Source organism: Ruminococcus sp. RTP21358st1_G6_RTP21358_211008 (assembly GCF_040908885.1).
GTDB classification, from domain to species: domain Bacteria; phylum Bacillota; class Clostridia; order Lachnospirales; family Lachnospiraceae; genus Blautia_A; species Blautia_A faecis.
This window is the reverse complement of record NZ_JBDGDM010000046.1, coordinates 25547-36200: the sequence shown is the minus strand read 5'-3', so window position 1 is coordinate 36200 and position 10654 is coordinate 25547. Positions and strand designations below refer to the sequence as shown.

Genomic DNA, 10654 nt, shown 5'->3' with positions numbered 1-10654 from the left:
CTCTGAAAGTCCTGCATTGGCATCTGTGGACATTACCTGATGCCATACCAGATTCACCGGCTGGTCCATGGTAAGATAAGTATAAGATTCCCCAACTGCTTCTCTGTCCATATTCAGATTCTGAACATCACTTACACTGCTCTTCTCTATATATCCGATATAACCGTCCCATGTGGCTACCTGATCCCAGTTCTCCAATTCTTCCATAAGGATCAGATTATCTCCTTTGTTTACCCTGGACAGTACTTCTGATTTGATTCCTCCACGGTAGCGAACATATGTATCCTTAGTTGCTGTGACAACTGATACGTCTGAAAAATCCTTCTGAATCGCTATACGGTTTGGCTGCTGGTACACATAAGTATCCAGATCTGTATATCTCTTTATAAAATCAAGGTTCAGATAAGCGGTTCCGTCCTTCAGCCATACATCACCGCCTGCCTCAGCGGAAGCCGGTGTATAAATCAGCTCCGACGGAGTAGCGTACAGAATCTGCTGACCTTCTTCATCCCAGTAATATCTCTGGTTCAGATAACTATCCACCACATCTACAGGAAGATATGGCTGTTCGCCAGACATAACTGCCTTCTGCTCCAGAATCTGGGTACCTACTATAATTACGGCTTCTGAATCGTCTGTCTGTCCATAATATTCAGTCAAATCCATCTGTTTCCTGGTAGGAATGCGGCGCATGATCAGGGTTGTAACAATTCCGATCAGGGTAACTGCTGCGATCAGCATGCACACCACTACTACAGGATTAATTCTTCTCTTCATAAAATATTTATCCTCTCAGTGAACGTCTAATTGATATCTGCTGCGGACTTTTCCACAGTCGGTTATCATTATAACATATTTTTTTCAGGATTGTATTACATAATTCGACTTTTTACAATTTGTTTACATTATTGAATGTTGGTATCTAGAGCGTGTTTGAAAAAGCATTCCTGCAATCAGCAGCACCGGAAATTTCTTCCTGCCAAAGCATGAGTAGGGGGAAACTGCTGGTCTTGAAGAAATTCCGGTATGTACTGAATATTCATGGCTTACAACTGCTGATCATCGATTACAAAATCGAAATCCACACGGGCTATATGCCCGTTCTCGTCCTCTGTATAATCCCGCATATATCCTCCGCCATCTGCAATCTGACAGGCTTTTGCAATGGCTCTGGCATCACTGGGCAGCCCTTCCAGATAAAGAGCAATTCCCAGTTCTTCATACTGATTCAGCTCACCCTCCAGCGATCTGCAGGATTCTTCCTTTCCTGATCGTGATATACGCTTCGTGTCCTAACCTCCTTTCCTCCTTTATGGATTCAGAAAACACCTGAATCATTTTGCAGAAAAAAGAGACGGAATGTGAACTCATTTCATCTTCAGGGAATGTAAACACCGCCCCAGCTGATACGCTGCATGATAAATCGACGCTGTTTTTAGAAAAAATAGATGTTAATGTTAATATTTAATACGAATCTGTGTTATCTCTGCTCTCAATTGCCTGTGAGTCACAGATCCATTTCTTTTTTCTTGTTCCCCATTATACGGATTCATTTTCCAATATGCAATAGATTTTTACCAGTTTATTCTTTTTTTCCATTCTGTTTCGAAAAATTTAATAAGTTGCAACTGAAATTTACAAACTGAAATTACCTGTTTTTTTCCTATTGCACTTTTGAAACATATATTATACAATGAGGAATCAAGATAGCTGATTGTTACTGTTCACTGGTAGTGTTCCACGAGGTGTTTTTGTGAATATAGTTCGAAAAAAACCTGGGAAACCCGGCGCAAAATCATGCGAATGTATGATTTCTGTACATCGCGAAGCGTGTTGCTGTTCGCGAAGTGAACATTAACAACTGATTATGGTAATCTTTTAATAATAAACACTATTTCCAAGAACAGGATGTGATCATATGAAAATAGAAAAAATCAGTGACAATCAAATCCGCTGCACTCTTACAAAGGAAGATCTGGACAGCCACCAGATCCGTATCAGCGAGCTTGCCTACGGCACAGATAAAGCCAAGAAGCTTTTCCGTGAAATGATGCAGCAGGCTCAGATTGAATTTGGCTTTGAAGCTGATAACATCCCGCTGATGATCGAGGCAATTCCCGTGAACGGTGAAAGTGTCATTCTGATTGTTACCAAGGTAGAGGATCCCGAAGAACTTGACACTCGTTTCTCCAAATTTTCACCATATAAGAAGACCAAGCAGGATACCCTTCATTTCGATGGTGCTGATAATATCATCGATATCTTCCAGAAATTATATGAGGAGACACAGAAAGCAGCCTCTCAGGGAGCTTCTTCCAGTAACAAGGAGGCCAAAGAATCTGGAGCTTCCAGTACTTCCAGAAATATGGAAGCTTCTGAATCTGTTTCCAATACTCGGAAGGTTTCTGTAAACCTGATACGGCTTTATACTTTCCATACTCTGGATGATGTCATTGCTGCCGCACATGGACTGGATGGATTCTATAAAGGAGTTAATACCCTTTACAAGGATGAGAATTCCCTTTACCAGCTGATTGTACATCAAACCTCCTGCACAGCAGAAGAATTCAATAAAGTATGCAATATTCTTTCTGAATACGGCAGCGGACGCGCTTTTACTGCTGCCGGAGAGGCTCATTTAAAGGAACATGGTGAGCTTATTTCCCGCAAAGCCTTGCAGCAGCTTGCAAAAATCTGAAATAAAAGGAATCCTGCCTGCAGGATTCTCCGCCTGATAATTCCAAAATGCCAGCACGCTGCGCAGACATTTTAAGCAGGCTAAAACCGTATTAAAAAAGACTGGCAAATCGCCAGTCCTTTTTATTATAAGTTCGTATATACTCTGTCGGGGTTACCTTCTCAACCGGAACAGCCCGTCAAGAACCTATATACTAACGGCCTGCAAGATAATCGTTCAGCTGCTGCATTAAAACGTCAGCATCAATTCCGTGTACCATAGCAGCCTCCTCCAGAGATTCCATCTGTGCGGATGGGCATCCTACACATCCCATACCGGATGCCATAAGAATACCAGCCATATTAGGATCTAACTGAAGAAGCTGACCAATCAGCATATCTTTTGTCACCTGTGCCATGATCTGTTTCCTCCTTTTTTATATCGAGTTACTGTTCATGCCTGACCAGCAACTGCTTCTCTCGTAAAAAATTCCCTGCCATTACATCAAATCCGGCAGTAACTCTCCACGTTCCACTATTATAATACCAAATACACATTTGCGCAACCGTCACAATTCTAAAATTTTGTTTATAATTTTGTACTTGATATCCTTTGACATATATATTAGAATAGACTCATATCCCAGAAAGGGTTTCTGTTCACTCTGTGACCAGTAATCATAAGGGAACTAAAGAGATTAAAGGAGGATATAACAATGGCATATGTAATTTCTGACGAGTGCGTAAGCTGTGGAACATGCGAGAGCGAGTGCCCAGCAGGTGCTATTTCTCAGGGAGATGATCATTACGTAATCGATGCAGATTCCTGCATGGACTGCGGAACTTGTGCTGATGCCTGTCCTACAGGCGCTATCAGCGAGGGTTGATTTTTCCCACATAAGTGATGATAGCATGAAGGGGAGCTTCCTATGGAGCTCCCCTTTTTCAAACACATTCTACACTCCGTTTTTCTTTTTTCCTTTCTTCTCCGAAGATGCAGCTGCTTCTCTTCTTGCCATCTGCTGTCTCCTGATGGCTGCATCCAGAGTGCGCCACCTGTCTTCTCCTTCTTTTTTTGCATGAAGCTCCTGAGTAATCAGACGTTCTAATATCTCCTGAAACTCCAGAATCTTTTTATCTGGCTCCGCTTTAAAATTCTGAACATTCTCCAGCAGTTCTTCCCGAAGCGTATCTCTTGTTTCCTTCTCTTCTTTTTCTATACTCTCAGATTCCAGTAAATGTATTTTATCCTTTTCTTCCGGCACGATTACTTCCATTCCTTCTTTTTTTGTAAGCTTTGGAAGAAGATCATGTATCGCCCGAAGCTGCAAGCCTCTGTTCTTTAGTTCTTTAATGTTTAAAAACAGTTGAATATCATCCTGGGTGTAGCAGCGATGCCCCAGCTCATTTCTGCGAATAGGAAGGGAAAGTTCATCCTCCCAGTAACGAAGGACATAAGATTTCACCCCTGTCAGCTTCACAGTCTCAGCCACGGTATAGCATTTTTCCATACTACCCCTCCTCATGAAATTGTTGCTGTCCACAAAACAAATCGGTTTGGCTGCCAGACAGCATCCGTATGGACAATAGCATAATTCACTGTTTTTATTATAACAAAAGGTCTTTCAAATGCAAGAAAAAAAGGTCGACATAACATGCCGGCCTTTTCGAAGAAATACCATAATCAATCAGCATTTCCTTATTTTTTCATATTTACAAACTGTGTATACTGAGGCAGCCATACCAGCTCAACGGTACCAATAGGACCGTTTCTCTGTTTCGCTATAATGATCTCAGCAATTCCCTTTTTCTCCGTATCCTTATGATAATAATCATCACGGTAGATAAACATTACCATATCAGCATCCTGCTCAATAGCTCCCGACTCTCGCAGGTCAGAAAGCATAGGTCTGTGATCCGGGCGCTGCTCTACAGCTCGACTGAGCTGTGAAAGTGCAATGACCGGAACGCTGATCTCACGGGCAAGTGCTTTCAGGGAACGTGAAATATCGGAAATCTCCTGCTGTCTGGAATCAGAATGTCCGCTTCCACTCATCAGCTGAAGATAATCGATCATAATAATTCCAAGATTGTGCTCTAATTTGTATTTTCGGCACTTGGAACGCAGCTCGGAAATGGAAATACCGGGGGTATCATCAATAATAAGATTAGAGCGTCCGATAATATCTGCACCCTCCACCAGCTTGGTCCAATCCTCGTCTTTCAGATTACCAGTTCTCATATTCTGGGAATCCACATGAGATTCCATGGCAAGGAGACGGTTTACAAGCTGCTCCTTGGACATCTCCAGACTGAATATCGCTACCGTAACGTCCTTACGAAATGCCATATACTGGGCAATATTAAGAACGAAAGCAGTTTTTCCCATAGACGGACGGGCTGCGATCAGCACCAGGTCTGAAGCATGCATTCCGGAGGTCTTGTAATCCAGATCCACGAAACCGGTAGGAATACCAGTTACCGTTCCCTTCATCTTGGAAGCTTTCTCAATATTGTTCACCGCATTCAAAACCACCTGCTGGATAGGCACAAACTCATCACTGGAGCGTCTCTGAAGAACATTAAACAATTTCTTCTCCGCTTCCTCCAGGATCATTTGTGTGCCTTCTTTCTCCATATAGCAGGCATTTTCCACTTCCTCATTCACTTTGATCAGTCTTCGAAGGACAGCCTTTTCGCTGACAATATTGGCATAATACTTTACGTTGGCAGAAGTGGGAACTGCAGAAATCAGATCTCTTACATATTCCATACTGCTGATATCTGGTGGAAGTTCCTTCTCCTTCAGACGGTTCTGAAGAGTGATCAGATCCACCGGCTTTCCTTCATTACATAACTCCACCATGGCATCAAAAATAATACCATACTGGCTCTGGTAAAAGTCATCACTTGTAAGAATCTCTGATGCTACCAGAATGGCATCACGGTCCAGGATCATGGAACCAATAACGGACTGTTCCGCTTCAATGCTGTGAGGAAGTATCCTCTTGATCAATGCTTCTTCCATTTCGTAAAAAACATCCTCTCCTGCAGCTTTATGCATTACTGTTTACACTTCTTCACAGTAGCCCTTATGCCTCTTCCTTTACCCATACTTTCAGGCTTCCGGTTACCTTAGGATGAAGCTTAACCGGTACATTTGTTACGCCAAGATTGCGGATCGGGTTTGGAAGTACCAGTTTCTTTTTCTCTATATCGAGATTCAGCTGTTTCTTGGCAGCTTCTGAAATTTCTTTTGTGGAAACAGAGCCAAATGTTCTTCCGCCCTCTCCCACTTTAAGAGTAAGAATAACCTCTTTATCTTCAAGATTCTTGGCAAAAGCTCTGGCAGCTTCTAAATTCTCCTGGGCAACTTTCTCTTCATTTGCCTTCTGAAGCTTCAGATCATTTAAGTTCTTTGGAGTTGCCTCAAGTCCAAGCTTCTTCGGCAGGATCATGTTTCTTGCATATCCGTCACTGACGTTTACAATCTCTCCCTTTTTTCCAAGGGCTTTTACATCTTCCAGTAAAATTACTTTCATTCTTTGAATTCTCCTTCCTGGTATAACTGATCTATAATATCTTTGATCATTTTCTCTGTCTCATCTTCTGTAGCCTTCACCTGGGCTCCGGCAATGTTCAGATGACCTCCGCCGCCCATTCTCTCCATCATAACCTGCACATTGACCTCATCAATGGCACGGGCACTTACATACACCTCATTATTATATGGAGTAAGAACAAAAGAAGCCTTCACACCTGCAATATTCAGAAGCTCATTTGCGGCCTGGGCTCCTACTACTGTAGGACTTTCCAACCCCTCGCTGGGGCATCTTCCTATTGCAAAACAATTTCTGTAAATCTGGGCAGTGCGGACAACTTCCGCTCTTGCCTTATATGCATCAATGTTATCCCGAAGCATTTTGCGGACTCTTGTAATATCTGCGCCATTTCTCCGAAGATAAGCAGCTGCTTCGAAAGTACGCACGCCGGAACGTGTAGTAAAATTATTGGTATCAATTACCATACCTGCATACAGACAATCCGCCTCCAGGCTGCGAAGACGCAGATCCTCGTCAAAATACTGAAGGATCTCGGCAACCATCTCACATGTGGAGGATGCATATGGCTCCACATAGGAAAGTACTGCGTTCTGTATCACTTCACTGCCTCTTCTGTGATGATCCAGCACCACGATCGTCCTGGTCAGATAAAGAAGATCCTGACACTCTGTATAACTTGGTTTGTTTGTGTCCACCACAACCACAACTGTATTATTATCCACAAGATCCTTTGCCTGGGCACAATCTACAAACATGGAAGGCTCATAATCCGGATTATTGATATACCCCGCCATCAACGGACGGATGGATGTGGTCGGATCATTTACTACAATATGGACCGGCTTGCCAAGGGTCTTTCCTGCGCGATAAATACCGATTGCAGCCCCAAGGGCATCTACGTCTGTGATCTTATGTCCCATAACCACAACACGATCCTTGGTGCTCATAAACTCTTTCAGAGCCTGTGCCTTCACTCGGGCCTTTACGCGGGTATTTTTCTCCACCTGCTGGGATTTTCCGCCAAAATAGGCGATGGAATCTCCATTCTTAATTACTACTTGGTCACCGCCGCGTCCAAGAGCCATCTCAATGGCAATACGGCAATATTCATAATTCTGCAGATAGTTTGCGCCGTTCAGACCAATACCGATACTTAGGGTGACTGCCATTTCATTACCAATATTGACCGTCTTAACTTCATCCAAAATATGAAAACGCTGTTCTTTCAATGCTTCCAGGGAACTCTGACGCATGATCAGGAAGTATTTATCCCGCTCCAGCTTGCGTACAAGTCCGTCAAAATTGGAAAAATACTTGGTGATTTTCCTGTCGATCAGTGCGATCAGAAGGGATCTTCTGACTTCTTCCACACCTTCCAGAGCTTCTTCATAATTGTCCAGATATGCCAGGGCAACTACCAGCTTATCATCCTCATTCTTCTGAATATATTCCTGAAGCTCTGTCTCATCATAGAAAAACATTGCCACAAGATTAATGTCTGCATCCACATTTTCCAGAATACGGGCTTCATTTACCACATCTTTCATAGTAACCAGCTGCATGGAAACACGATAGATCCTGTCACCAAAGTTGGTGCTCATCTCTGTGATCTCCTGTTTCTCAGGTACAGGAAGTTTATCCGGTGTGATCTCCGGAAAAATAGTGGTAATGTGCTTGTTATACAGCTGTTCTTTCCCGGTAAGCTCTGCAAATACCTTGTTGGACCAGATCATTCTTCCATTGGTGTCCATAATGGCATAGGGAAGAGCCAGATCATCCAGAAGACGCTTCTCAAGAGATTCATACTGATTGGCAAACGCGATCAGATCATTGAGAATCAGCGGCCTGTGAAAGCGGGTAAGCAGAAGTGCTGCCACAATATATACCACAATTCCAAGTGTAGCAAGAATTCCTGCTTTCACACTTACCATAAAAATAAGAATATCCAGCCATATAAGAAGAATGGTCAGATACAGTGGCCACCTCATGAACTGCTTCATGGATCCCTTGAATTTCAGTTTTTTATTCATAAGTTTATCCTCACTTACAAATCTTCAGGTACCTTTTACATAGTGACAGGCAAAATACGCCTTTGCCAGATAGTATAACAGATTTCTAAGGATTTTTCCATAGAAGATTAGACAGAAAAACCGCCATCCTTCCGGATGGCGGTAAACACTTCCAAATTAGTCCTGGATGTATGGCATCATAGCAAGATGACGTGCTCTCTTAACAGCAACAGTCAGAGCTCTCTGATGTTTCGCGCAGTTTCCTGTGATTCTTCTAGGAAGGATTTTTCCTCTCTCGGAAACATATTTTCTTAATTTTGCTACATCCTTGTAATCGATCTCGTTATTCTCTTTACCACAGAATACGCAAACTTTTTTTCTTCTGCGGCCGCCTCTTCTCTTCATTGGAGAATCTGGTCTTTCGCTTCTATTATTGTAAGCCATGTTGGTTTTCCTCCTGTTTTATTCAGTTCTAAGAGCTAAGCTCTAGTTAAATGGCAATTCCTCGTCAATGCCATCCGGAATGTTCATAAAGCCCTCTGCAGCGGTTCCCGGGTTCGGCATAGATGCCTCCGGTGCACTTGTGCGCGGATGGGAAGCAGCATAACTGTCGCTGGAAGCCTTGCTCTCAGCAAACTCCTGATCTTCCACAACAACCTCTGTAGTGTAAACCTTCTGTCCATCACGGTTGGTATAGCTTCCGGTCTGAATACGACCTGTAACGGCAATCTTCAGTCCCTGACGGAAATACTTCTCAGCAAACTCTGCCGTACGTCCAAAAGAAACACACTGAATGAAATCAGCACTTGCTTCTCCATCGCGACGGAATCTTCTGTCTACCGCTAATGTGTATCTGGCAATTGCCAGTGCATTCTCTCCTGCGGAATATCTTACCTCAGGATCTCTTGTTAAGCGTCCCATTAAAATTACTTTGTTCATTCTTCTTACCTCTCTTAATATACTAAGTGAACGGGCTCTTAATGGTGCTTTCTAAATCCGATTATGCAAAAAGATTATGCGTCTTTTCTGACAACTAAGTATCTTAATACGTTGTCCATGATACGTACATGTCTTTCTACTTCTGCCGGACACTGTGCGTCTGCCTCAAACTGAATAAAGTAGTAGAAGCCTTCATGCATTTTCTGAATCTCGTAAGCTAATTTCTTCTTACCCCATTCTTCAACGTCTGTGATAACGCCATTGTAACGAGTGATGTATCCTTTAGCTTTCTCAACTACTGCATCACGTACTTCGTCTTCAACTTTTGCGCTAACAACTAATGCTAACTCGTACTTGTTCATGCTTGTCTTACCTCCTTATGGTCTGTTGGCCCTTTGCCTGTCAAAGAGCAAGGATATTTTATATATCACGATTTTTGATTCTAACATACTTTTTTCAGGCTGTAAAGCATTATTTTTCCTTTTTTTGAAGATTTTTTGTGTTTTTCTCCACCATCTTCCGCGGTACCATGATCTGGTGTCCACAGCCCATACATTTCAGGCGAAAATCTGCACCTACTCTTAAGATTTCCCATTCCTTGCTGCCGCATGGATGGCCCTTCTTCAATGTAACAACATCTCCAACTTCATAAACAACTGCTGCCATATATAAACTCCTTATTTACCTGCTTCATTTTTGCTTTAGAACCTTTTTCAAGTACACTATTTTTTAACTTTTATCTGGGAAAACACCTGTCCGATAGGCTCCTTGATCAAAAGATCTGCATACCGGTCTCTTGGCGTCGGGGACTTGTTGATCACTACCAGATGTTCTCCAGAAAAGTAATCGATCAATCCTGCCGCGGGATAAACTGCCAGGGACGTCCCTCCTATAATAAGAACCTGCGCCTGGGAAATAGCACGCACAGACTCATTGATGGTGCGGTCATTCAGTCCTTCTTCATAAAGAACCACATCCGGCTTGATAATTCCACCGCAGGAACACCTTGGAACACCTTCCGCAGCTTTCATATATTTGAAGTCATAGGATTTTCCGCATTTCATACAGTAATTCCGGTATACACTTCCGTGAAGCTCCAGTACATGTTTACTGCCTGCCATCTGATGCAGATTATCAATATTCTGGGTGATAACTGCTTTCAGCTTTCCGGCTTCTTCCAGCTCTGCCAGCTTCAGATGAGCAGCATTCGGCTTCGCTGTATCGCATAGCATCTTGTCCTGATAAAAACGATAAAATTCCTCCGGATGACCCATGAAAAAGGTATGACTTAAAATAGTTTCCGGCGGATAATCATACTTCTGATTATAAAGTCCGTCCTGGCTTCGAAAATCCGGGATTCCGCTCTCCGTAGAAACTCCTGCTCCTCCGAAAAATACAATATTATCGTACTGGTCGATCAGCTCCTGAAGTCTTTCCACTTCCTTACTCATGTCCACTCCTCCAATC

The 10654-nt window shown here is 42.8% G+C and carries 14 protein-coding genes and 1 pseudogene; 4 read left to right on the top strand and 11 right to left on the bottom strand.

Features of this window, described 5'->3' with window-relative positions; genetic code table 11:
• A pseudogene (locus AB5Z12_RS16245) lies at window positions 1-777 on the bottom strand (glycosyl hydrolase family 18); the annotation flags it as partial.
• A 152-nt stretch (window positions 778-929) separates the two neighbouring features.
• Between AB5Z12_RS16245 and AB5Z12_RS16240 the strand changes: the two are divergent.
• The 3 genes from AB5Z12_RS16240 (at window position 930) to AB5Z12_RS16230 (ending at window position 2698) form a co-directional block, all read left to right on the top strand.
• A complete protein-coding gene (locus AB5Z12_RS16240) occupies window positions 930-1271 on the top strand; it encodes a hypothetical protein (protein WP_368366356.1) in 342 nt (113 codons plus the stop codon).
• A 68-nt stretch (window positions 1272-1339) separates the two neighbouring features.
• Entirely contained in the window at window positions 1340-1468 is a 129-nt protein-coding gene (locus tag AB5Z12_RS16235; RefSeq protein ID WP_368368706.1) for a hypothetical protein, read from the top strand.
• A gap of 450 nt (window positions 1469-1918) precedes the next feature.
• Window positions 1919-2698: an adaptor protein MecA gene (locus tag AB5Z12_RS16230; RefSeq protein WP_368357381.1), complete on the top strand. Its 780-nt coding sequence runs from the start codon at window positions 1919-1921 to the stop codon at window positions 2696-2698.
• Window positions 2699-2891: 193 nt separating this feature from the next.
• Here the strand turns inward: AB5Z12_RS16230 and AB5Z12_RS16225 are convergent, their stop codons facing one another.
• On the bottom strand, window positions 2892-3095 hold the full coding sequence (locus AB5Z12_RS16225) for a DUF1858 domain-containing protein (protein ID WP_195380040.1): 204 nt from the start codon (window positions 3093-3095) through the stop codon (window positions 2892-2894).
• Window positions 3096-3392: 297 nt separating this feature from the next.
• On the opposite strand from AB5Z12_RS16225, the gene AB5Z12_RS16220 reads away from it, so the two are divergent.
• Complete coding sequence (locus tag AB5Z12_RS16220; protein ID WP_118583690.1) at window positions 3393-3563, top strand: DUF362 domain-containing protein; 171 nt, start codon at window positions 3393-3395, stop codon at window positions 3561-3563.
• A 69-nt stretch (window positions 3564-3632) separates the two neighbouring features.
• On the opposite strand, the gene AB5Z12_RS16215 is transcribed toward AB5Z12_RS16220, so the two are convergent.
• From AB5Z12_RS16215 to AB5Z12_RS16175, 9 genes are all read right to left on the bottom strand, one after another.
• Window positions 3633-4187, bottom strand: coding sequence for a helix-turn-helix domain-containing protein (locus tag AB5Z12_RS16215; RefSeq protein ID WP_173770845.1), 555 nt, complete (start codon window positions 4185-4187; stop codon window positions 3633-3635).
• Between the two features lie 188 nt (window positions 4188-4375).
• Window positions 4376-5704 carry a replicative DNA helicase gene (gene dnaB / locus AB5Z12_RS16210; protein ID WP_118583698.1) on the bottom strand — a complete coding sequence of 443 codons (1329 nt, stop codon included), beginning with the start codon at window positions 5702-5704 and terminating at the stop codon, window positions 4376-4378.
• Window positions 5705-5768: 64 nt separating this feature from the next.
• Window positions 5769-6218: a 50S ribosomal protein L9 gene (rplI, locus tag AB5Z12_RS16205; protein WP_118583688.1), complete on the bottom strand. Its 450-nt coding sequence runs from the start codon at window positions 6216-6218 to the stop codon at window positions 5769-5771.
• Entirely contained in the window at window positions 6215-8269 is a 2055-nt protein-coding gene (locus tag AB5Z12_RS16200; RefSeq protein ID WP_118583686.1) for a DHH family phosphoesterase, read from the bottom strand. The genes rplI and AB5Z12_RS16200 overlap by 4 nt, the downstream gene beginning before the upstream one ends.
• 156 nt (window positions 8270-8425) lie before the next feature.
• A complete protein-coding gene (gene rpsR, locus AB5Z12_RS16195) occupies window positions 8426-8692 on the bottom strand; it encodes a 30S ribosomal protein S18 (RefSeq protein WP_118583682.1) in 267 nt (88 codons plus the stop codon).
• 42 nt (window positions 8693-8734) lie between these two features.
• Entirely contained in the window at window positions 8735-9187 is a 453-nt protein-coding gene (locus AB5Z12_RS16190) for a single-stranded DNA-binding protein (RefSeq protein WP_118583680.1), read from the bottom strand.
• A 74-nt stretch (window positions 9188-9261) separates the two neighbouring features.
• Window positions 9262-9549, bottom strand: coding sequence for a 30S ribosomal protein S6 (rpsF, locus tag AB5Z12_RS16185; protein WP_117851485.1), 288 nt, complete (start codon window positions 9547-9549; stop codon window positions 9262-9264).
• A gap of 109 nt (window positions 9550-9658) precedes the next feature.
• Window positions 9659-9853, bottom strand: a complete 195-nt coding sequence (locus AB5Z12_RS16180; RefSeq protein WP_148463154.1) for a DUF951 domain-containing protein — start codon at window positions 9851-9853, stop codon at window positions 9659-9661.
• Window positions 9854-9909: 56 nt separating this feature from the next.
• Entirely contained in the window at window positions 9910-10638 is a 729-nt protein-coding gene (locus AB5Z12_RS16175) for an NAD-dependent protein deacylase (protein WP_148463153.1), read from the bottom strand.
• Between the last annotated feature and the right edge of the window lie 16 nt (window positions 10639-10654).